Source organism: Streptomyces griseiscabiei (genome assembly GCF_020010925.1).
Lineage (GTDB): Bacteria > Actinomycetota > Actinomycetes > Streptomycetales > Streptomycetaceae > Streptomyces > Streptomyces griseiscabiei.
The window spans coordinates 124,440-145,219 of record NZ_JAGJBZ010000004.1 but is presented as its reverse complement, the minus strand read 5'-3'; the positions used below and the strand labels follow the sequence as shown (position 1 = coordinate 145,219).

The 20,780-nt window shown below is 71.5% G+C and carries 22 protein-coding genes and 1 tRNA gene; 17 read left to right on the top strand and 6 right to left on the bottom strand.

Annotated features, from left to right (window positions below; all coding sequences use genetic code 11):
• The first annotated feature begins 26 nt into the window (after positions 1-26).
• The 5 genes from J8M51_RS40055 to J8M51_RS40035 all read left to right on the top strand — a co-directional run bounded on the left by J8M51_RS40055 (position 27) and on the right by J8M51_RS40035 (position 2,940).
• Complete coding sequence (locus J8M51_RS40055; protein ID WP_216591213.1) at positions 27-620, top strand: HhH-GPD-type base excision DNA repair protein; 594 nt, start codon at positions 27-29, stop codon at positions 618-620.
• A gap of 252 nt (positions 621-872) precedes the next feature.
• A complete protein-coding gene (locus tag J8M51_RS40050; protein WP_267299927.1) occupies positions 873-1,286 on the top strand; it encodes a hypothetical protein in 414 nt (137 codons plus the stop codon).
• Positions 1,287-1,348: 62 nt separating this feature from the next.
• Entirely contained in the window at positions 1,349-1,501 is a 153-nt protein-coding gene (locus J8M51_RS40045) for a hypothetical protein (RefSeq protein WP_267299926.1), read from the top strand.
• 350 nt (positions 1,502-1,851) lie between these two features.
• Positions 1,852-2,148 (top strand): type II toxin-antitoxin system VapB family antitoxin, encoded by a 297-nt coding sequence (locus J8M51_RS40040; RefSeq protein ID WP_003999914.1) that lies wholly within the window; start codon positions 1,852-1,854, stop codon positions 2,146-2,148.
• 165 nt (positions 2,149-2,313) lie between these two features.
• Positions 2,314-2,940, top strand: coding sequence for a LytR C-terminal domain-containing protein (locus tag J8M51_RS40035; RefSeq protein WP_216591086.1), 627 nt, complete (start codon positions 2,314-2,316; stop codon positions 2,938-2,940).
• 33 nt (positions 2,941-2,973) lie between these two features.
• Here J8M51_RS40035 and upp read toward each other — a convergent pair whose 3' ends face one another.
• Positions 2,974-3,609 (bottom strand): uracil phosphoribosyltransferase, encoded by a 636-nt coding sequence (upp, locus tag J8M51_RS40030; protein WP_216591082.1) that lies wholly within the window; start codon positions 3,607-3,609, stop codon positions 2,974-2,976.
• A gap of 209 nt (positions 3,610-3,818) precedes the next feature.
• On the opposite strand from upp, the gene J8M51_RS40025 reads away from it, so the two are divergent.
• The 8 genes from J8M51_RS40025 to J8M51_RS39990 all read left to right on the top strand — a co-directional run bounded on the left by J8M51_RS40025 (position 3,819) and on the right by J8M51_RS39990 (position 8,786).
• A complete protein-coding gene (locus J8M51_RS40025; RefSeq protein WP_398857848.1) occupies positions 3,819-4,004 on the top strand; it encodes a hypothetical protein in 186 nt (61 codons plus the stop codon).
• A gap of 325 nt (positions 4,005-4,329) precedes the next feature.
• Positions 4,330-4,857 (top strand): tRNA adenosine deaminase-associated protein, encoded by a 528-nt coding sequence (locus J8M51_RS40020; RefSeq protein ID WP_267299925.1) that lies wholly within the window; start codon positions 4,330-4,332, stop codon positions 4,855-4,857.
• 175 nt (positions 4,858-5,032) lie between these two features.
• Positions 5,033-5,464: a tRNA adenosine(34) deaminase TadA gene (gene tadA / locus J8M51_RS40015; RefSeq protein WP_086759484.1), complete on the top strand. Its 432-nt coding sequence runs from the start codon at positions 5,033-5,035 to the stop codon at positions 5,462-5,464.
• Positions 5,465-5,519: 55 nt separating this feature from the next.
• Positions 5,520-5,604, top strand: a tRNA-Ser gene (locus tag J8M51_RS40010).
• A gap of 149 nt (positions 5,605-5,753) precedes the next feature.
• The gene (locus J8M51_RS40005; RefSeq protein WP_086759482.1) at positions 5,754-5,930 is read left to right on the top strand and encodes a hypothetical protein; all 177 of its coding nucleotides are present in this window, start codon (positions 5,754-5,756) and stop codon (positions 5,928-5,930) included.
• A gap of 55 nt (positions 5,931-5,985) precedes the next feature.
• The gene (locus J8M51_RS40000; protein ID WP_086759479.1) at positions 5,986-6,279 is read left to right on the top strand and encodes a Dabb family protein; all 294 of its coding nucleotides are present in this window, start codon (positions 5,986-5,988) and stop codon (positions 6,277-6,279) included.
• Between the two features lie 178 nt (positions 6,280-6,457).
• Positions 6,458-7,345: an RNA polymerase sigma factor SigF gene (locus J8M51_RS39995; protein ID WP_086759477.1), complete on the top strand. Its 888-nt coding sequence runs from the start codon at positions 6,458-6,460 to the stop codon at positions 7,343-7,345.
• Between the two features lie 520 nt (positions 7,346-7,865).
• A complete protein-coding gene (locus tag J8M51_RS39990) occupies positions 7,866-8,786 on the top strand; it encodes an RNA polymerase sigma factor SigF (RefSeq protein WP_013002373.1) in 921 nt (306 codons plus the stop codon).
• A gap of 619 nt (positions 8,787-9,405) precedes the next feature.
• Here J8M51_RS39990 and J8M51_RS39985 read toward each other — a convergent pair.
• Positions 9,406-9,615, bottom strand: coding sequence for a hypothetical protein (locus J8M51_RS39985; protein ID WP_086759475.1), 210 nt, complete (start codon positions 9,613-9,615; stop codon positions 9,406-9,408).
• Between the two features lie 174 nt (positions 9,616-9,789).
• Between J8M51_RS39985 and J8M51_RS39980 the strand changes: the two genes are divergently transcribed.
• From J8M51_RS39980 to J8M51_RS39965, 4 genes are all read left to right on the top strand, one after another.
• On the top strand, positions 9,790-10,302 hold the full coding sequence (locus tag J8M51_RS39980; protein WP_086759473.1) for a MarR family winged helix-turn-helix transcriptional regulator: 513 nt from the start codon (positions 9,790-9,792) through the stop codon (positions 10,300-10,302).
• A 55-nt stretch (positions 10,303-10,357) separates the two neighbouring features.
• Complete coding sequence (locus J8M51_RS39975) at positions 10,358-12,853, top strand: MFS transporter (protein ID WP_086759470.1); 2,496 nt, start codon at positions 10,358-10,360, stop codon at positions 12,851-12,853.
• 145 nt (positions 12,854-12,998) lie between these two features.
• On the top strand, positions 12,999-13,826 hold the full coding sequence (locus tag J8M51_RS39970; protein ID WP_086759468.1) for a YceI family protein: 828 nt from the start codon (positions 12,999-13,001) through the stop codon (positions 13,824-13,826).
• Positions 13,827-13,892: 66 nt separating this feature from the next.
• Positions 13,893-14,363 carry a PPOX class F420-dependent oxidoreductase gene (locus J8M51_RS39965; protein ID WP_086759466.1) on the top strand — a complete coding sequence of 157 codons (471 nt, stop codon included), beginning with the start codon at positions 13,893-13,895 and terminating at the stop codon, positions 14,361-14,363.
• Positions 14,364-14,407: 44 nt separating this feature from the next.
• Here J8M51_RS39965 and J8M51_RS39960 read toward each other — a convergent pair whose 3' ends face one another.
• The 4 genes from J8M51_RS39960 to J8M51_RS39945 all read right to left on the bottom strand — a co-directional run bounded on the left by J8M51_RS39960 (position 14,408) and on the right by J8M51_RS39945 (position 20,754).
• On the bottom strand, positions 14,408-15,160 hold the full coding sequence (locus tag J8M51_RS39960) for a TetR/AcrR family transcriptional regulator (RefSeq protein WP_086759464.1): 753 nt from the start codon (positions 15,158-15,160) through the stop codon (positions 14,408-14,410).
• 134 nt (positions 15,161-15,294) lie between these two features.
• Positions 15,295-16,797: an MFS transporter gene (locus tag J8M51_RS39955; RefSeq protein ID WP_267299924.1), complete on the bottom strand. Its 1,503-nt coding sequence runs from the start codon at positions 16,795-16,797 to the stop codon at positions 15,295-15,297.
• A 139-nt stretch (positions 16,798-16,936) separates the two neighbouring features.
• On the bottom strand, positions 16,937-19,192 hold the full coding sequence (locus J8M51_RS39950) for an ArnT family glycosyltransferase (protein WP_086764190.1): 2,256 nt from the start codon (positions 19,190-19,192) through the stop codon (positions 16,937-16,939).
• The gene (locus J8M51_RS39945; protein WP_086764192.1) at positions 19,189-20,754 is read right to left on the bottom strand and encodes a bifunctional glycosyltransferase family 2/GtrA family protein; all 1,566 of its coding nucleotides are present in this window, start codon (positions 20,752-20,754) and stop codon (positions 19,189-19,191) included. Before J8M51_RS39945 ends, J8M51_RS39950 begins: the two co-directional genes overlap by 4 nt.
• Positions 20,755-20,780: the final 26 nt, after the last annotated feature.

Genomic DNA, 20,780 nt, shown 5'->3' with positions numbered 1-20,780 from the left:
GCCGCCCGGCGCGCGATCATCGGGGCATGAACGTCACCCTGCACCTCGCCCAGGACCCCGAGGCGGACGAGCTTCTCGGGCGCAGTCCGCTCGCCGCGCTGGTAGGCATGCTGCTGGACCAGCAAGTGCCGATGGAGTGGGCGTTCAAGGGCCCCTGGACCATCGCCCAGCGGCTCGGCGCGGACGACCTGGACGCCCACGAGATCGCGGCGGCGGACCCGGAGTCCTTCGCCGCACTGCTCTCCGACAAACCGGCGGTCCACCGCTACCCGGGCTCCATGGCGAAGCGGATCCAGCAGCTGTGCCAGTACCTCGTCGACCACTACGACGGTGACGCGAGCGCGGTCTGGCAGGACGCGACGACCGGCGCGGACCTCCTCTCCCGCCTCGAATCCCTCCCCGGCTTCGGCCGGCAGAAGGCCCAGATCTTCCTGGCCCTCCTCGGCAAACAACTCGGCGTCCACCCCACCGGCTGGCGCGAGGCCGCCGGCTCCTACGGCGACCCCGACTCCTTCCGCTCCGTCGCCGACATCAAGGGCCCCGAGTCCCTCGCCAAGGTCCGTGCCCACAAACAGGAGATGAAGGCAGCCGCCAAGGCGGCGAAGCCGCCCACCAAGTAACCCCCGCCCCCCGTTCTTTTCTTTAAGGAGCGCGGGGAACTGCGCGACAAGCCCCCACCCAGCCGCCACCCACCCACCCACCCCCGCGCGGAGCGCGAAGAGGGGGTCAAAGGGGCGCAGCCCCTTGAGGGGATGAGACGGGTAGGGGCGGCGGGGGCGAAAAACCCACCACCCTCATCCCTCGCGTACGCCGAGCGAGCGGATCCCGCCCCCACCCGGTGCGCACCCCCACCCCCCGGGCAACCATCCCCCGTGCGCCCCACCCCCCGCCCCACCGCCGCCACGGCCTCCCCCCGTGCCCGAGCGACACGGCCGGCCCGGCACGGAACCTGGCCGAGGGCGCTCCCCCTGATCATCGCCCTCCTCACCCTCCTCACCCCCGTCGCCCACGCCACCACGCACACCGCCCCCACCCCCACCCTCCAGTCCGCACTCCCCGGCGAACTCCCCACCACCGAGTACGACCCCCTGGAGACGGCCCCGCGCCCACCCGCCCGCCACACCCCCCGCCCGACCGCCCCACCCCGCCCGGCCTCCGCCACGTCCCCCCACACCCCACCCGCACCCCCGCACCGCCGCCACGCCCTCCCCGGCGCACCCCGGCCGGCGCCCCCGCACACCCCGTACGCCCTGCACGCCCTGCGCTCCGTGGTCCTGCGCTGCTGAGAGAGCCCCCGGCATCGCGCACCCAACCACCCACACCAGCACAGGACAGGACGGACACCCTCATGCCCGCAGACCCCTACACGGTCCTGCGCGCGCTCCTCCACGCGGAGGCCCGGCGCAGCGCCCCCGAACCGACCCCCGAACGGGCGGCCCCCGAACCCCGCCGTACCCCGGCCACGGAAGAGCGCCCCTCGAAGCGCCCGGACCGCGACTGACCCCTCCAGGCCCGATACGGCCCGATAGGGCCCGTTCCGGCCCGATCCCGCCGGACGGCGAACGCCCTGGAGCCCACCGGCCCCAGGGCGTTCCCCTTCACCTCGCGTCACCCACTTCGGCCCCATCACCCCCGGGAGAACATCCGGAGTCCCGTGGAAGGACTCCGGGCGACACCCCGGCACCCCGGCGGAGAAGTCCGGGCGCCCCCGAAAGGACCCCGCCGGGCACCCACGACCGCCATCGGACCCTCGCGGAATTCCCGGCTTGCCCCGTTTGATGGCACCTTTTCCGAGGCCACACTCCGCCGCCATGGCTGCGCCCGGAACGTCTTGACCGGTAGGCTTTCCGTGTGATCTTCAAGCGCATCGGAAACGGCCGGCCGTACCCCGACCACGGCCGGGAAAGCACCCGGCAGTGGGCGGACGTCGCGCCGCGCCCGGTCCGCCTCGATCAGCTCGTGACGACCAAGGGGCAGCTGGACCTGGAGACCCTCCTCGCCGAGGACTCCACCTTCTACGGCGACCTCTTCGCGCACGTGGTGAAGTGGCAGGGCGATCTGTACCTGGAGGACGGCCTCCACCGCGCGGTCCGCGCCGCCCTGCAGCAACGCCAGGTGCTGCACGCGCGCGTCCTCGAACTGGACTAGCCCCGGACCGGACCCGGACCACAACGGGAGCAGCCCTTCACCCGCGGCCGACGCTCGGCGGTTGGCCCTTTCGGGTTGGACTGCAGCGCGGTGAATGATCATCTAGTAGGCATCCCCGCCGAACGGCACTACGCTGCGCCCATGAGCATGCTGACTCCTCCCGGCATGGGCGGCCAGTACCGGATCACGGGGGACAAGTACCCGAGGCTGCGCCGCCCCAAGAGGCGTCGCAGGCTCGTCCTCACCGTCGTCGCGTCCATGACCGCGCTGGGCCTCGCCGGTTGGGGAACCCTGCAGCTCATCGACGTCTTCACCGGTGACGGCGACCAGGCCGCCGCCGCGGGCCCCAAGGCGGACTGCGCGACCCGGGTGAGCCCGTCCCCGAAGACGGGCGGACCGGCCGCGAAGGACTTCCCGGCACCCGGGAAGATCACCGTCAACGTCCTCAACGCCACGCCCCGCGCGGGCCTCGCCAAGGACACCGCCGACGAGCTGAAGAAGCGCGGCTTCCGCATCGGGAACGTGGGCAACGCGACCGAGGAGTACGACAAGAAGGTCAAGGGCACCGCGATGCTGCTCGGCGCGAAGGCCGCCGAGGACACGGCCCTGGCCGTCCTCAACACCCAGCTCGGCGGCGCGCGGCTGAAGACCGACGCCCGGAAGAAGGCCACCGAGGTGGACCTCGTCATCGGTACCGGCTTCAAGGCCCTCAGCACACGGAAGGACGCCGACAAGGCGCTGGCCGCCCTGACCAGCCCCGAGCCGACGCCCACCGCGTCGAAGACCTGCTGAATCCTGCCCCTCGGGGGGCGCTGCCCGTGCGGGCTACTCGGCGGCGCCGTACAGCCGGTCGCCCGCGTCTCCCAGGCCCGGCACGATGTAGCCGTGCTCGTTGAGGCGCTCGTCCACGGCGGCGGTCACGACCGTCACCGGGGCGCCGGCCAGCTCGCGTTCCATGATCTCGACACCCTCCGGGGCGGCGAGGAGCACCACGGCGGTCACGTCGTCGGCGCCGCGGGCGATCAGCTCACGGATCGCGGCGACGAGGGTGCCACCGGTGGCGAGCATGGGGTCGAGGACGTACACCTGACGCCCGGAGAGGTCCTCGGGCATCCGCGTCGCGTACGTGGAGGCCTCCAGTGTCTCCTCGTTGCGGATCATGCCCAGGAAGCCCACCTCGGCGGTCGGCAGCAGCCGGACCATGCCGTCGAGCATGCCGAGGCCGGCCCGGAGGATCGGCACGACGAGGGGGCGGGGGTGGGAGAGCTTGACGCCCGTGGTCGTGGCCACCGGCGTCGTGATGTCGACCAGCTCGGTGCGCACGTCCCGCGTGGCCTCATAGGCGAGCAGGGTGACCAGTTCGTCGGCGAGGCGACGGAAGGTCGGGGAGTCCGTGCGCCGGTCGCGCAGCGTGGTGAGCTTGTGAGCGACCAGAGGGTGGTCGACGACGTGGAGACGCATGTCCACAACAGTAACCGGGGCACCGCGGGCGACAACCCCGAGTGTCCCGCCCCGGTCCCGGCCGCCCGCCCCACCCTCCCGATGGCATCAAACCCCCCGGTGGAGGGAAAGTGGGATGAACGGACCCCCGGCGGTGGGCCCCGGCGAGCGGGGCGCCCGACGGTGGGACGTGGCCCGTCGGTGGCGGGGCGGGGCAGGGAGTCGACGAGGTGGTGGGCGTGGGCGAGGAGACGCAGGGGACCGCGCGGGAGAACGAGGCCGCGCGCCGGAGGCGGCGGGCGCAGTTCCTGCGGGAGCTGACGGAGGCCCGGGAACTGCGTGACCGGGTCCAGCCGCGCCGCGCCAAGGCCGCACGCCTCCGCCACGCCATGCGTATGCGCACCTTCCGCTGGTGACCCGTCCCACCGAGCCTTCCCCGGCACCCTTGTGGGCGTCGTGTGGCGTGTTCGAGGGGTATGTGTGGGGCGTTCACGGGGTGGTCGTGCATATGCGGCCAGGAACTCCGCGTACGATCCGCTGGTGGCGGCAACAGGTGCGCAGGTGAACGGCGGACCCACCGGCGATCAAAAGAGCCGGACACAGGGAGCCGAAGACGTCCCCTGAGCGCTCTGTTTCTGCCACGATTCCGAGTGGGTGGGGCTCGGACCGCAAGCCTCCCCACCCACAGCCTCCGCCGGGGGGACCCCCAACCGGCACACCTATGACAGTGGGAGAGTCACGGTGTACTTCGCCGCACTGCTCGCGCGCACCGAAGACGGGTGGGAAGCGAGCGACACAGAGCTCGACGATGTGGAAACCCTGTCGGATCTGGCCGACCTGGCCCGTGAATCCTCGCCCGGCGACGACACGGTGCTGGTGCTCATCGAGCAGGAGGACGCCTGGTTCGGCGTCGTCCGCATCGATGGCGAGGACGACCCTCGTATCTACGTGTCGGACGCCGCCGCCGCTGCCCGCAGCAGCTACGGCGAGATCCTGCTCACCGACGAACTGCTCGGAAGGGAGCCCGGCGAGGACGACGCCGACCTCGACTCCCTCGACCTCGACGGCACCGAGGACGGCGAGTCCGACTCCGACCAGGACGACGACACGTCCGCCGAGGCCGTGCCGCACAGCCCGGTCGGCGACACCGAGATCCTCGACGACCTGGGGGTGGGCGAGAAGGAGCTGCGCGCCCTCGACGCCGACGACGCCCTCAGCTCGATCGCCGAGGCCCTCGGAGCCTCGGAGGTCCTGGAGACGGTCCGCTGAGTCCACCGAGACCACAGGGCTCACCGCGCCCGTCGAGTCCGTCGAGTCCGTCGAGTCCGTCGGCCGAGGTTCGCCGGTGACCGGCGGGAGCGGCGGGAGCGGTGAGGCCGACGCGGCGGTACCGGGCGGGGCCGATGCCGTACGGGACCCCGTACGCGACCCGTGGCGGGCCGCGATGCGGCTCGCCCTGGCCGAGGCCAGGCGGGCCGCCGAGGGCGGGGACGTCCCGGTCGGTGCGGTCGTCCTGTCCCCGGACGGCACGACCGTGCTGGCCACCGGGCACAACGAGCGCGAGGCGACCGGCGACCCGACCGCCCACGCGGAGGTGCTCGCCGTCCGCCGCGCCGCCGCCGCACTCGGCGAATGGCGGCTGACCGGCTGCACCTTGGTCGTCACCCTCGAACCCTGCACGATGTGCGCGGGCGCCCTCGTGCAGTCCCGGGTCGACCGGGTCGTCTACGGGGCGCGGGACGAGAAGGCCGGCGCCACCGGCTCCCTCTGGGACGTCGTACGCGACCGCCGCCTCAACCACCGCCCCGAGGTCGTCGAGGGCGTCCTCGCCGAGGACTGCGCCCGGCTTCTCACCGAGTTCTTCCGCACCCGCTGAGGCCCTGGCCATACCGATTTCAAAGCACGCCCCACCTTGTTGTAAGGTCTCTCTCGGTAGCGTGTCCGAGCGGCCGAAGGAGCTCGCCTCGAAAGCGAGTGTGGCGCAAGTCACCGAGGGTTCAAATCCCTCCGCTACCGCTGAAGAAGGGCCCCGTCGTCAGGCGGGGCCCTTCCTGCGTTCTCGGGGCTTCGCTCCCTCTCCTGCGAACGCATGATCGGGTTACACTCGCCGCCGACAAAGAGGGACCCATAGGGCCCACGGGGCACAAGAGGCGGGGGAGGCCGCGGTGGCGGTGCAGGGGAAGAAGATCGCGCTGTACGTGGTCGTGGTCTTCGTGCTCTACGTGATCATCACGGATCCGGAAAACGCCGCCGGATACGTCCAGATAGGGTTCGAGGGCGTCTCCAGCGCGGCCCAGTCCATCGGCGACTTCTTCACCTGGCTCGCCGACGGCGCCCAGTAGCCCGGGTTCGCCGCCCCGCCCCTCCCCGCCCTCGTACGACCCTCCCGGAGCAGCCATGATCCGCCACCTGGTCCTCTTCAAGCTCAACGAGGGTGTCGAGCGCGACGACCCGCGGGTCGTGAAGGGGGTGGAGGCCTTCCGCGCGCTCGACGGCGCGATCGGCGAGATCCGCTTCTGGGAGCTGGGCTGGAACCTCAGCGACCGCCCCATCGCCCACGACTTCGCGATCAACTCCGCGTTCGACGACGCGGACGCGCTGCGTACGTACGTCGAACACCCGGACCACCAGGCGGGTGTCGCCCTGTGGCGCGAGTTCGCCACATGGGTCATCGCCGACTACGAGTTCTGAGCCGCGGCACCACCCGGCCACGGCGCTGCCGAGCCACCGCGCCTCCCCGCCACGGCGCTTCTTCTTCCGCCCCGCACTCCCGCAGTGCGGGGCGTTTTTTCTCAACACGGCTATATGCGGTGCTTGATCACAGTGCACATGTCTTGTGATGCTATGACCGCTTTTGACGGTTGAGTTGATGGATGAAGAGGTGGCGTTGACCGTGTCGGCCAGTACTGCCCCTCCCCAGGAAGACGTCCCGGCTCCCGACCCCGCGTCGGCCCAGGTCACGGCCCAGGCCACCGCGCCCGCCCCGGAGAAACGTCGCGGCGCCGACACCCGGGCCCTCACCCAGGTGCTGTTCGGTGAGATGAAGCATCTGGTGCCGGGCACTCCGGAGCACAACCGCGTGCGCGGGGCGCTCATCGAGGCGAACCTCCCGCTCGTGCGCTACGCGGCCGCCCGTTTCCGCTCCCGCAACGAGCCCATGGAGGACGTCGTCCAGGTCGGGACCATCGGGCTGATCAACGCCATCGACCGGTTCGACCCGGACCGGGGCGTGCAGTTCCCGACCTTCGCGATGCCGACGGTCGTGGGCGAGATCAAGCGGTACTTCCGCGACAACGTCCGCACGGTCCACGTCCCGCGCCGGCTGCACGAGTTGTGGGTCCAGGTGAACAGCGCGACCGAGGACCTCACCACCGCCTTCGGGCGGACCCCCTCCACCGCCGAGATCGCCGAGCGGCTGCGCATCACCGAGGAGGAGGTCCTGTCCTGCATCGAGGCCGGCCGCTCGTACCACGCGACCTCCCTGGAGGCGGCCCAGGAGGGCGACGGGATGCCGGGGCTGCTCGACCGGCTCGGCTACGAGGACCCCGAACTCGACGGGGTCGAACACCGCGACCTCGTACGGCATCTCCTCGTCCAGCTCCCCGAGCGCGAGCAGCGGATCCTGCTGCTCCGCTACTACAGCAACCTCACGCAGTCGCAGATCAGCGCGGAGCTGGGGGTCTCCCAGATGCATGTCTCGCGGCTGCTGGCACGGAGCTTCGCACGGCTGCGGTCGGCCAACCGGATCGAGGCGTAGGCGCTCCGCTCGCCCAGCTGGTTGCCCACCGCCTGCCGGGTTTCTGTGGCTCTGTGGACGCCGGCACATGGGACTTCTCGCGCGGTTTCCCGCACCCCTGGCGGGGGCGGAACCACCGCCTCAGCCGGGTAACCGTCGGTAAGCAGTGACCCCCGCCCCTTCCCGGATGGACCATGGGGCACGCGGGGCGCACGATGGCAGGCGGGGCGCACAGAATCGGCCAGCGGTACGCGTGCGCAGGCCATGGGCGTGACCGAATGCGCTGTCGAGATATCACCAGGGAGAATGAATCGCTCATTGACGCTTTTTCATGTCGATCTGGGCTGAAATCCCGTCAGACCGCCTGTTTCCAGGGCCTATTCACCCTCTCCATGTCGACATGTCACTACATCGCGTTGCCGACGTGTGACATTCTCTCCCCAGCGCGTTTGCCGTGGCCTCGCCGCCGGTATTCAGGTGGAGGCTGCGTTCCTTACGACGGAGCGTCCGCCGCGACCGTCCGCGACCCAAAGGGGGTGGCATGTCCGCAGACCAGGGCAGCTCGAAGGTGCTCACGCTCGACAAGAGCGAAACCGCGCCCGACGCTATCCAGGCCCCTCAGGACCTTCAGGCGCTTGAGGACCTTCCCGGTCCCCAGGCTCCGCCGGTGACTGACCTTCCGGCCGTGTCGGCCTCGGCGAACATCGACACCCGCACCCTGTCCCGCTCCCTGTTCCTGCGGCTGGCCGCACTGGACGAGAACAGCCCCGAGCGTGCCTATGTCCGGGACACCCTCATCGAGCTCAACCTCCCGCTGGTGCGTTACGCCGCCGCACGTTTCCGGTCGCGCAACGAACCGATGGAGGACATCGTCCAGGTCGGCACGATCGGCCTGATCAAGGCGATCGACCGCTTCGACTGCGAGCGGGGCGTGGAGTTCCCGACGTTCGCGATGCCGACGGTCGTGGGCGAGATCAAGCGGTTCTTCCGCGACACCTCGTGGTCGGTGCGGGTGCCGCGCCGGCTGCAGGAGCTGCGGCTGGCCCTCACCAAGGCCAGCGACGAGCTGTCGCAGAAGCTCGACCGCTCGCCGACGGTCACCGAACTCGCCGCCGTGCTGGGCGTGTCCGAGGAGGACGTCGTCGACGGCCTCGCGGTGGGCAACGCGTACACGGCGTCGTCGCTGGACTCCCCGGCCCCCGAGGACGACGGCGGCGAGGGCTCCCTCGCGGACCGGCTCGGCTACGAGGACACGGCGCTGGAGGGCGTGGAGTACCGGGAGTCGCTGAAGCCGCTGCTGGCGAAGCTGCCGCCTCGTGAGCGGCGGATCATCATGCTCCGGTTCTTCGCGAACATGACGCAGTCGCAGATCGGCGAGGAGGTCGGCATCTCCCAGATGCACGTCTCGCGTCTTCTCACCCGGACCCTGGCCCAGCTCCGCGAGGGCCTCATCTCCGACTGAGCGGGGGCGCTCCGCTTCGTGACACGTGTGACCGCCGGGTCGCCCCGATCGGGGCGGTTCGGCGGTTGTTCGTGTGGGTGGGCGCGTGTTCCCGGGGTGCGTGGTCGGGACCGGGGTGCGTTGTCGGGTGTGGGCGCGTTGTCGGGTGCGGGTGCGTGGGGCTTCTCGCGCAGTTCCCCGCGCCCCTGAAAACCGGGCCCCTGCGGGCCCAGAGATCAGGCCCCTGCGGGTCTGGAAGACCACGGGCCCGCCGGGTCTGGAAGACCACCGGCCCACGGGCCTGGAAGACCGCCGGCCCCCGGGCCTGAAAAGTCACGGTTCGGGCGAGCCTGAAGGCAGCGGCCTGCGAGGGGGCGGGCCTGCGGGCCTGAATGGCGGCGGTCGGGCGGGCCCGGAAGATGACGGCCTGGGCAGGCCCAGAAGGTGACGGTTCGGGCGGGCCTAGAAGGCGACGGTCCGGGCGGGCCCGGAAGGCGCCGGGCAGGCTCGGGAAAAGCATGGGGCGCAGCCCCTGCTTTTCAGGGGCGCGGGGAACTGCGCGGGAAGCCCCACGCAGCCGCACCCGCCCGTCCACAGAACCCGGCAGACGCGTGGGCGCCCGCCACACCCGGGCCGGCGGCTACGCCAGGGCCAGCCACACCACCGCGGCCACGACCGCCAGCGCCGCGATCACACCGACGATCACACCGACGCGCGGCCCGGACGACCCGGCCACCGGCGCCGGGGCACCCGCACGGCCCCCCGAAGGCGTCTCGTCGACGAAGGCGCGGAACATCTGCGTGCTGCCCGCGGGGTCGTAGTTGCCCTGGGGGTTCTGGTTGTCGGCCATGGCCCGAGACCTTAGCGAATCGGGGAGGACGCGCCCAAGCGGGGTTGCCCGCCGATGACCGCGCGAACGTTCTCCTTTGCCAAGACTTGAGCCGCGGAGACCCCATTTCATTTGCCTGCAGCAACCATCCAGTCTTATGGTTGCCCTAAGCAACAAACACGCGGGAGGGGCTCCATGGCCGGGCAAGCGCACTACGAGGAGCTGGTCCGTCAGCTCAGCGCCATCGGGGCCGTGAAGCGGGAACTCGCCAGGATGCTGCCGCACGAGTGCCCCGGCGGATCGGCGGGAGTCCTGACGCTGCTCGGCCGCCACGGCGAGATGCGGATGAGCAGGCTCGCCGAACTGCTCGCGGTGGACATGTCGGTGACCAGCCGTCATGTCGCCCACGTCGCCGAGCGGGGCTGGATCGAACGCCTCCCCGACCCGGTGGACAAACGCTCCCGCATCCTGCGCCTGACCCCCGCCGGCCGGGCCGTGATCGCCGAGCTGGACCGGCGCGGCAGCCGGCTGATGGCCGACCGGCTCAGCGACTGGTCCGACGACGAGGTCGGCCAACTCGCCCGGCTCCTGGGCCGACTGCGCGAGAGCTTCGACGCCACCGCGCCGCCCCGGACGCCCGCGGAGCCGCTCCGCACCCCCGGGGAGCCGGCCGTTGCGCCCGTACAGCCGACCGGAACGTCCGCCTAGCGGTCACCACCACAACCCGTACACCCGCAAAGAGCACACAGGAGAAGGAAGCCCCATGGCAACGACCACACCAGCCGGTGTGCGGGCTCACGCCAAGCACGGAGGAGGCACCGCCAAGGGTGCCCCCCACAGCGGTGGCGACCACGCCCCGATGACGCACCGGCAGATCATGGAAGCGCTGACCGGGCTGCTGCTCGGCATGTTCGTGGCGATCCTGTCGTCCACGATCGTGTCGAACGCGCTGCCGGACATCATCAAGGACCTGGGCGGTGGGCAGAGCGCGTACACCTGGGTGGTGACCGCGTCGCTGCTGGCGATGACCGCGTCCACCCCGCTGTGGGGCAAGCTCGCCGACCTGTTCTCCAAGAAGCTGCTGATCCAGCTCGCTCTGGTGATCTTCGTGCTGGGTTCGGCCGCCGCCGGACTCTCGCAGAACGCCGGGATGCTCATCGGGTTCCGCGCGGTGCAGGGCGTCGGCATGGGCGGGCTCTCCGCCCTGGCCCAGATCATCCTCGCCGCGATGATCTCCCCGCGTGAGCGCGGCCGGTACAACGGCTACCTCGGCGCGACCTTCGCGACCGCCATGGTGGGCGGCCCGCTGGTCGGCGGTGTCATCACCGACACCAGCTGGCTGGGCTGGCGCTGGTGCTTCTACGTCGGTGTGCCCTTCGCGGTCATCGCCCTGATCGTGCTCCAGCGGACCCTGCACCTGCCGGTCGTCAGGCGCAAGGTCAAGGTCGACTGGGCGGGCGCGTTCCTCATCACCGCCGCGGTCTGCCTGCTGCTGATCTGGGTGACCTTCGCCGGTGACAAGTACGACTGGGTGTCCTGGCAGACGTACGCGATGGTCGGCGGCACGGTCGCGCTGCTCGGGGTCTTCCTGCTGGTCGAGTCGAAGGCGAGCGAGCCGATCATGCCGCTGCGGCTCTTCCGCAACCGGACGATCGCGCTGGCGTCGCTGGCCTCGCTCTTCGTGGGTGTCGCGATGTTCGCGGGCACCATCTTCTTCAGCCAGTACTTCCAGCTGGCCCGCGACAAGTCGCCGACCATGTCCGGGGTGCTGACCATCCCGATGATCGCCGGTCTGTTCGTGTCGTCGACCGTCTCCGGGCAGGTCATCACCCGCACCGGCCGCTGGAAGGCCTGGCTGCTGGCCGGCGGTGTGCTGGTGACCTCGGGCCTCGGTCTGCTGGGCACGCTCCGGTACGACACCCCGTACTGGCACGTGGCGATCTTCATGGCGCTGCTCGGGCTCGGCGTCGGCATGATGATGCAGAACCTGGTGCTCTGCACCCAGAACCAGGTGGCCCCGGGCGACCTCGGCGCCGCCAGCTCGACCGTCACCTTCTTCCGCTCCCTCGGCGGCGCGATCGGCGTCTCCGCGCTGGGCGCGGTGCTCAGCCACCGGATCACCCACTACGCCGAGGAGGGCCTCGCCAAGCTCGGCGTGAACGGCTCCTCCGTGGGCCACGGCGAGATCCCCGACCTGGACGCGCTGCCCACGCCGATCCGCACGGTCATCGAGAGCGCCTACGGGCACGGCATCGGAGACGTCTTCCTCTACGCCGCCCCCTTCGCCGTCCTCGCGCTCGTCTTCTCCTTCTTCATCAAGGAGGTCCCGCTGCGCACCAACGGGGCGCTCGCCCAGGCGGCGGACGCGCCGGAGGCTCCGGCGCCGTCGCCCGCTCCCGCCATGGCCGTGGCTTCGGTGCCGACAGCCTCCGCGGAGGCTCAGGCGCCGGTCCCCGCCGCCGCGGCCACCACCGCCCCGGAAACAACGGGCACCGGTGGCGGGATCTCCGTCCGGGGTCACGTCCGAGGGGTCGAGAACGCGCCCGTGCCGCGGGCCGCCGTCACCCTGATCTCGCTCGGCGGGCGGCAGCTCGGCCGTTCGGTCGCCGGGGCCGACGGGGTCTACGCCGTGGACGCGCCCGCCGCCGGGTCGTACGTCCTGATCGCGGCCGCCGACGGGTTCCAGCCGCAGGCGTCCACCGTGGTCGTGAACGGTGAGCCGGTCGCGTACGACATCCTGCTGAGCGGGACGAGCGGGCTGAGCGGTGTGGTGCGGGCCGCCGGGGACGGGCAGGCCGTGCGGGACGCCATGGTCGTGGTGACCGATGTGCGCGGCGACGTACTGGCCGGCGGGGTCACCGGTGAGCAGGGCGAGTTCGCCTTCGGTGAGCTGGTGCCGGGCGGGGTGACCGTCGCGGTGAACGCCGCCGGGTTCCGCCCGCGCGCGCTGCCCGTCGAGGTCGGCGGCACCGGGGTCACCCGGATCGAGATCGACCTCGCGGCCGGGGCCCGGCTCCGGGGAGTCGTACGGGCCGCGGGCGCGGCACTGGCCGACGCCCGGGTGACCCTCGTCGACGCGGCGGGCAACGTGGTCGGCACGGCCACCACCGGCGCGGACGGGGCGTACGCCTTCACCGATCTGGACGGCGGCGAGTACACGGTCATCGCGACCGGCTACCCGCCCGTGGCCACGGCCCTGACGGTCGCCGGGCCGGGCGTCGACGGCCACGACATCGAACTCGCCCACCCCGGCGAGTAGTTCGAGGACGAGTAGTTCGAGGACGAGCAGTTCGAAGACGAGCAGCTCGAAAGCGAGTAGTTCGAACGGCTGACAGCCGAACCACCGGCCGGTGGAGCCACCCCCGCTCCACCGGCCGGTCGCACGTTTGAGGAGTGGGACGGACATGGGACTGACCGCGAGGGTTCGCACCCGGGACGGATGGGCCGTGGCGCACGCGGTCGTCACGGTGACCGACATGACCGGTACGCAGGTGCTGCGGGCCGAGGCGGACGCCGAAGGGGGCGTGCACGACTCGACGCCGCTCGCGCCCGGCGCGTACACGGTGATCGTCACGGCGGTCGGCCACGCGCCGTACGCCGCGGGCGCCCTGGTCACGGCGAGCGGGCGGGCGGAGGTCGGCACGGTCACGCTGACCCGGCTCGGCGGTGCGGAACTGCCGCCGCCCGGTCCCTGGACCGTCGACCCGGCCCACTCGTCCGTCGCCGCCCTCGCCCGGCACCTCGGGATCTCCAGCGTCCACGGCCGGTTCACCGACTTCTCGGCCTCGATCGAGATCGCCCCGGCCCCGGACGAGGGGACCAAGTCCCGGGTGGAGGCGGTGATCCGGGCCGCGTCGATCGACACCGGGAACGCCACCCGGGACCGGCATCTGCGCTCCCCGGACTTCCTGGACGTCGAACGGCACCCCGAGATCACCTACGTCTCGACCGGCCTCACCCCGGCCGGCCCCGACCGCTGGACCGTCCACGGCGAGCTGACCATGCGCGGGGTCGTACGCCCGGTCGACCTGGACCTCGCCCACCTCGGCACCGGCGCGGACCCCTGGGGCGGCACCCGCGCGGCCTTCCGGGCCACCACCGAACTCCGCCGCGAGGACTTCGCCATGAACTACAACCAGGTGGTGCAGGCGGGGATCGCGGCGATCGGTACGACGCTGAGGGTGGAGCTGGACGTGCAGGCGGTGCGGGGCGAGGGGCTGCCGCCCGGCTAGGGCCCGGTCTGGGTACGCACGGCAGGGTCAGGCTCAGGGGCCGGGTGAGGGCCTACGCTGGCCGCCATGGCACCGTACATCGCGACCAACACCTCGGTCTCCCTCGAAGAGCTGCTCGACTTCGTACGCCCCCGGCACCGGGCCCTGCTGCTCACCCGGCGGGCCGACGGCAGCCCTCAGGCCTCCCCGCTGACCTGCGGCGTCGACGACTCGGGCCGGATCGTGGTCTCCACGTACCCCGAGCGCGCCAAGACCCGTAACGCCAAGCGGGACGAGCGCGTCAGCGTGGTCGTGCTGAGCGACGACTGGAACGGCCCCTGGGTCCAGGTCGACGGCACGGCCGAGGTCATCGACTCCCCCGACTCGGTCGAGCCCCTGGTCGAGTACTTCCGGAACATCTCGGGTGAGCACCCGGACTGGGACGAGTACCGGGAGGCGATGGTCAAGCAGGGCAAGTCGATCATCCGGGTCACGCCGGTGAAGTGGGGGCCGGTGGCGACGGGCGGGTTCCCGGCGCGGCTGGTGGACGGGGAGTAGGCGGACGGGGGGCAGGAGGACGGGGAACAGGCGGACGGCAGGGGTCAGCCGCGCCGGGCCATCACCTCGATGCCGGCGATCAGGGTGTCCAGGGCGTAGCCGAAGTCGCGTTCGCGCATCTCCTCGACGGTCTCGCCGCCGCGGGCCTCCATGAGGTCCGCGGAGTGCTGGATGACCTCATGGGGTTCGAGGGAGTCGGACACCGCGCTCATGGCGTCCCGGAAGTACTGCTCCTGGGTCATGCCGGCCGTGGCGCAGCGCTGCACGAAGTGGCCCTCGATGGTGCCGAATCCGTACACGAACTGGGAGACGGCCGAGATGGCCCCGGCCTGGCCCCGCGCGGGCAGGCCGGTGCGGCGGATCACGCGCTGCACGGCGAGTGAGAAGTCCAGCGCGTGCGGGCCGATGTTGAGGAAGGTGCCGGCGAGGGGCGACACCCAGGGGTGGCGGACCAGGACCGCCCGGTACTCCCCGGCCAGGGTGCGCAGTTGGTCCCGCCAGTCCTCGCCGGAGTCGGCCGGGGGCAGCCGCAGCTCGTCGAAGACCTGATCGAGGGCCAGTTCCAGCAGGTCGTCCTTGGTGTCCACGTACCAGTAGACCGACATCGCCGTCACGTTCAGCTCGGCCGCCAGCCGCCGCATCGAGAACCTGGCCAGCCCCTCGGCGTCCAGCAGCCGCACGGCCGCCGCGGTGATCCGCTCCCGGTCCAGCCCGGACGGCTGCCCGCCCCGCCCGGGCCGCGCCTTCCCCGCCGTGCCCTCCAGCCAGACGCTGGCCCGACCGGACCCCTTCACCATGACGCACCTTCCGAGACGTTCCGCCACTGGTGACGATGCTAGGCGGGGAGCGCCCCGTCAGGGGGCGCGGGGAACTGCGCGAACAACCACGCCGCACCCGCACCCGCACCCGCCGGACCACAGCACCCCCCGAGCTAGGAGGCGACCACCAACTCCGCCCCGGCCCGCTCCGCCCTGCGCAGCAGCCCCGCCGCCACCAGCCCCCCGAGCAGCACGGCCACGGCCCCCACCAGCAGACTCGTCTCCAGCCCGGAGGAGAACGCGGACATCACCGCGGCCCGCTCCCCGGCCGTGTCCGCGGCCGCCAGCGCCGCCGGCAAGGACGCCGCCGACACGGAGACCAGCGCCGCGAACCGGGAGTTGAGCACCGCCCCCAGCACGGCCACCCCCAACCCGGTGCCGAACTCCGCGAGCGTGCCGTTGATCCCGGCCCCCACCCCCGCCTTGGCCGGCGGGATCGAGCTCATGATCGCGTGCGCCATCGCGGGGTTGGCCACCGCACAGCCCACCCCGATGAGCACCAGCCCGAGCAGAGTCCCGGCGTAACCGCCGGAGGCCATCGTGGCTACGGAGACCAGCCCGCCGGACATCAGCACCATCCCCAGCGCGATCGACACCGGCATCCCGAGCTTCGCCGTCCACTTCGCCGACAGCCCGGAGAAGTTGAGCACGACCACGGTGAGCGCCAGCGGAGCGATCCGCAGGCCCGCCTCCAACGCGTCGTAGCCGAGGACGAATTGCAGGTGCTGGGTCAGCAGGAACAGCGCGCCGCCCATGCCGAAGGTGATGAGGACGGCCCCGGAGACGGCACCCGTGAACCGCCGGTCGCGGAAGAAGTGCGGGTCGAGCATCGGATACGGGATACGGCTCTCCCAGTACGCGAAGGCCGCGAGGACGACCACGGCGACGGCGGCCGTGGCGAGCACCGGGCCGGACGTCCAGCCGTGCTCGGGGCCCGAGATGATCGCGTAGACCAGGGCCGTCATACCAATCGTCGACAGCAGCGCGCCCAGCAGGTCCGGCCGGTCTCCCTGGGGGTTCTTCGACTCGGGGACCAGGGCGATCACGGCGACCAGGCCCAGCGCCACGACCGGCAGGTTGACCAGGAAGATGGCGCCCCACCAGAAGTGGCTGAGCATGAAGCCGCCGAGGAGGGGACCGGCCGCGAAGCCGAGCGCGTTGACCGCCGCCCAGATGCCGATCGCCTTCGGCTGCTCGCCGGGCGCGAAGATCTGCATGGCGACGGCCAGGGTCGTGGTGAGCAGCAGCGCGCCGCCCACGCCCATCCCGGCCCGCGCGGCGATCAACTGCCCGGTGGACTGGGCGAGTCCGGCCGCCAGCGAGCCGATGCCGAACAGCACCAGGCCCGCGATCAGCATCTTCTTGCGGCCGTAGCGGTCGGCCGCGCTGCCCGCGGTGAGCAGCAGGCCCGACTGCACCAGCGAGTACGCGTTGATCATCCACTGGATGTCCGAGGTGGCCGCCCCCAACTCCTCGGTGAGGGAGGGGATCGCCACGTTCAGCACGGTGTTGTCCAGCAGCACGGTGAGCTGCGCGAGACAGATGACGCCGAGGATCAGCCAGCGCTGGGGGTGCCCTTGGGTGGTGAGGGTGGAGGGGGTGGTGGGGGTCGACATGTTGTACACCGTAGATCAGTTCTTATACGGCGTACAGCTCGTGCTGTCATGGCGCACGAGAGGTGGTGGCGCGAAAGGGCGGTGGCCCGGGGGTTCGTCCGCACCCCGGGCCACCGCCCCGCTCATGACGCGTCCGGCGCTACTTCGCCTGCGTCAGGTCGTAGAACGTCGTGCCGTCCACCGTCACCGACTCGAAGTTCTCCTGGACCCAGGAGGTGATCTGCGAGGAGGTGCCGTCGCCGCTGCCGCCCATGCCGCCGCCGGAGCCGCTGGAGATGAAGTAGTGGATCTTGCCGTCCGCCACGTACTCCTTGAACTCCGCGAGGGTCGGGGACGGGTCGGTGCCGTTGAAGCCACCGATCGCCATGACCGGGTCGCCGGTGGAGAGCTGGTAACTCGCCGCGTTCTGGGCGCCGATGGCGGCGGCGGCCCAGGTGTAGTCACCGGCGTTCTTCTCCAGCAGTTCCTTGGCCTCGTCGCCGACGGAGGTGCCGTTGATCAGGCCGCCCATACCGCCACCGCCTCCGCCGCCACCCGTGCGACCGCCGTCCCCGTTCTGGGTCTGGCCGTTGCCCTGGCCCTGCTGGCTGTTCTGGCCCTGCTGTCCGCCGAAGCCGCCGGTCGGGGGTCGGCCCATCTGACCGTTGCCCTGCTGGCCGTTGCCCTGCTGGCCCTGCTGACCGTTCTGACCGCCCTGCTGGTTCTGGCCGTTGCCCTGCTGGTTCTGCTGACCGTTCTGGCCCGGCATACCGCCACCGCCGGGACCGCCGCCCATGCCGCCACCGCCGCCGGGGCCGCCCATCCCACCGCGGGTGGACGGACCGGCCGTGACGATCGAGCCGGTGTGCCCCTCGTTGAGGGTGGTCAGCGTGTACGCCGTCGGGCCGGCGAGTGCCGTGACGAAGCTCAGGCCGACGACCGCCAGGGCCAGTTGCCTCCCCAGCCTGGCCACGAAGACCAGGCCGAGCGCGGCGACCAGACCGCCGACGAGCACGACCCACTTGAGCCAGGGCAGGTAGTCGGAGGAGCGGTTGAGGAGGACGTAACCCCAGACCGCGGTGGCCGTCATGGCGGCGGCCATGGTGATCGAGGCCCAGAACTTGGTCCGCCGGTCCCAGAGCAGCGCCGCGCCCATACCGGTCAGCGGTGCGATGTAGGGGGCGAGGGCCACGGTGTAGTACTCGTGGAAGATGCCCTGCATGAAGCTGAAGACCACCATGGTGATCAGCAGGCAGCCGCCCCAGAGGAGGAAGGCCGCGCGGGTGGTGTCCGTGCGCTTCGACTTCCGGGTGGCCCAGATCGCGGCGCCCAGCAGGATCAGCGCGGCCGGGATCAGCCAGGAGATCTGGCCGCCGATGGAGGAGCTGAACATCCGGTCCCAGCCGGTCTCGCCCCAGTTGCCGCCACCGCCGCCTCCGCCGCCGACGCTGCCGGTCTCCTCGCCGTTGAGACGGCCCAGACCGTTGTAGCCGAAGGTGAGTTCGAGGAAGGAGTTGTTCTGTGAGCCGCCGATGTAGGGGCGGGAGGACGCGGGCCACAGCTCCACGATCGCGACCCACCAGCCGCCGGCCACGACCATCGCCAGCCCGGCCAGCAGCACCTGGCCGACCCGCTTCCTCACCGGGGCGGGCGCGAAGAGGACGTACACGAGTGCGAGGACCGGCAGGATCAGGAACGCCTGGAGCGTCTTGACCAGGAAGGCGAGGCCGATGGCGACACCCGCCCAGACCAGCCACTTCGTCTGTGCCTTCTCCATCGCGCGCTGCGTGCAGTAGACCGCGGCGGCCATCAGCAGCGCGAGCGCCGCGTCCGGGTTGTTGAAGCGGAACATCAGCGCGGCGACGGGCGTGAGCGCGAACACCGCCATGGTGAGGAAGCCGGCCGTGGCGTTGAAGCGACGGCGTACGGCCGCCCACAGCACCCCGGCGGTGGCGACGGCCATCAGGACCTGCGGGAACAGGATCGCGAAGGAGTTCAGGCCGAAGAGCCGCACCGACAGCGCCATCGGCCAGAGGGAGGCCGGGGGCTTGTCGACGGTGATGGCGTTGGCGGAGTCCAGCGAGCCGAAGAAGAAGGCCTTCCAGGACTGGCTGCCCGCCTGCACGGCCGCCGAGTAGAAGGAGTTGGCGTAGCCGGAGGCCGTGAGGTTCCAGGTGTAGAGGCCGCCGATGAGGAGGAGCGTGAGGAGGAAACCGGGGCGGATCCACCGGCCGTCCTCCGGTCGGCCTCTCCACAGCCGCTGGGTGAGCGGCTGCCCGGGCTCACCCGAGTCGGGGGCGGTGGGCTCGGCGGGCGCCTCCGGAACCACCGGTTCCTGGCGGGCCGTCGTCGACGGATCCCACCCGGGGCCGGGACCCCCCGGCCGGCTCGTCGTCGTATCGAACTGCGTGGTCATCGTGCGTTCCTCGAATCCTGGTCGTGCGGGCGCACCGGCCGCATCCGCATGGTCGCGTCCCCCCAGGTGCGGTCCGCGGCTTCACCGGCGCGGAACTGGGTCGTGGTACTGCCGGTCGTGGTGCTGCCGGTCGTCGTACCGCCGGTCGTCGTACCGCCGGTCGTGGTGTACGTGGGCTGGAACCGGTCCTGATGGCCGTACGGTCCCGGCTGTCCCGGACGTACCGTCCCGACGGCCGCGTGCACGGGCGAGGCGGTGTGGTGCGGGACGGGGTGGTGCGAGGCGACGACGGTCGAGCCCTCGGCGGAGGCGGGCAGGCCGTCACGCCGCTCGGGGAACACCCACGCGCGAAAGAGCAGGAACCGCAGCACCGTCGCCGCGAGGTTGGCGGCGATGAGGACCGCCAGTTCCGTGGAGTGCGCGGGGTCGGAGGTGGCCGCGTTCAGGGCGGCCAGCGAGCCGCTGGTGAGGGCGAGACCGATGCCGAACACCACCAGGCCCTGCGCCTGGTGCCTGATGACCCCGCCCCGGCCCCGGACGCCGAAGGTCAGGCGCCGGTTGGCGGCCGTGTTGGCGACCGCCGAGACCAGCAGCGCGAGCGCGTTGGCGATCTGCGACCCGGAGAAGGTCCGGAAGCCGCTGTAGAGCAGCAGGTAGAAGAGGGTGGAGAGACCGCCGACCACGCAGAAGCCGAGGAGCTGGCGGGCGAGGCCGCGCGGTACGTCCTGGATCTCACGGTCGCGGGGGTCGTCCCCGAACGGCCGTGCGAGCCGGTCCAGCGACAGGGACCCGGTGGCGAGGGCCTTGCCGACCCGCCACACACCCTTGAGGTCGTCCGTCGCCGTCTTCACGATGTGGACGGTCGAGTCGGGGTCGTCGACCCAGTCGACGGGCACCTCGTGGATCCTGAGCCCGGCGCGCTCCGCCAGCACCAGCATCTCGGTGTCGAAGAACCACCCGGTGTCCTCGACGAGCGGCAGCAGCACCTGGGCCACGTCCCGGCGTATCGCCTTGAACCCGCACTGCGCGTCCGAGAACCGGGCCTGCAGCGAGCCGCGCAGGATCAGGTTGTAGGCGCGGCTGATGAACTCCCGCTTGGTGCCCCGCACCACCCGCGAGGAGCGGGCGAGCCGGGAGCCGATCGCCAGGTCCGAGTGACCGGAGATCAGGGGCGCGACCAGCGGGAGGAGGGCGTTGAGATCGGTCGACAGGTCCACGTCCATGTAGGCGAGGACCGGCGCGTCGGACGCGGACCACACGGTCCTGAGGGCCCGTCCGCGCCCCTTCTGCTCCAGCCGGAACGACCTGACCTCGGGGAGCCGCGCCTCCAGCCGCGCGGCCACCTGCGGGGTGGTGTCCGTGGACGCGTTGTCCGCGATCGTGATGCGGAAGGCGTACGGGAACGTCCGCGCGAGGTGCTCGTGCAGTCTGAGCACGCACGGCTGGAGGTCCTTCTCCTCGTTGTAGACGGGGATCACTACGTCCAGGACAGGCGTACCGGCGTTTCCGGCCGGGAGGTGCTCCCGCGCCGGCAGGGTGCCGGGAGAAGAGTCGGTTCGCATGACAACCACATTCGCGAGCCGCTCTG